The sequence below is a fragment of the Burkholderia sp. Ac-20379 genome, assembly GCF_017104645.1.
Taxonomy (GTDB): domain Bacteria; phylum Pseudomonadota; class Gammaproteobacteria; order Burkholderiales; family Burkholderiaceae; genus Burkholderia.
The window spans coordinates 1-775 of the sequence record NZ_JAAGPF010000804.1; the positions used below are offsets into that span (position 1 = coordinate 1).

Genomic DNA, 775 nt, shown 5'->3' on the forward strand with positions numbered 1-775 from the left:
CACGCGCAGCAGTTCGGCCGCGAAGCCGTGATCGCCGCGCGCCTCGCCGTGCCGCTGCGCGCGATCGAGCCACGCCTGCGCCTCCTCGATGCGCCCGGCCCGGGCCAGCGCCTCGGCGCACGCCGCCACCAGCGGCGCCATCATCCGCTTCAGGCCCCGCGCGGACAATTGCGCGAGCCCCGCTTCGAGCTTCGCGAGCCCCTCCGCTTCGCGCCCGGCCTGCCAATCCATCTGCCCGGCCAGGCAATCGGCGTAATCGCCCCAGCCGTCGAAACCGTTGAGCGCCGCCTGCGATCGCAACAAGGCCAAGTGGCGCGAAGCCGCCTCGGTTTCGCCGCAGGCCAGCGCGAGCGGCACCACCACCGCCGCCAGCAAGTGGCACAGCGACGGCTCCAGCATGTCGGCGCGCACGTGGTTCAGCGCGCGCTCGGCCAGCCGCCACGCCTGCGCGGCATCGCCCTGCATCCAGACGATGCGCGCCAGCGTGCCGGTGCCGAAGATGCGCGGATCGACGGCGAGATCGGCGTCGGCGCGCTCGGTCGGGCTCACCGCGTCGAGCTCCGCGAGCACGCGCTCGAGCCGCTCGCGCGCCTGCCGGTGCTCGCCGAAGCAATGCAGCGAGGCCGCCAGCGTGGTGCTCGCGCACAAGGCCAGCCAGCGCGAGCCGCTGCCCTGCGCGCGCGATTCGAAGCGCGTCGCGTAACGCAGCGCCGCATGCACGTCGCCCTGCGCCATCGCCGCATTCCACAGGCCCCACAGCGCACGCGCCGCGAAG

General features: G+C 74.3%; 1 pseudogene. It reads right to left on the bottom strand.

From position 1 onward, the window contains the following. Window positions 1-775, bottom strand: a pseudogene (locus tag G3N92_RS34725) (transcriptional regulator); the annotation flags it as partial.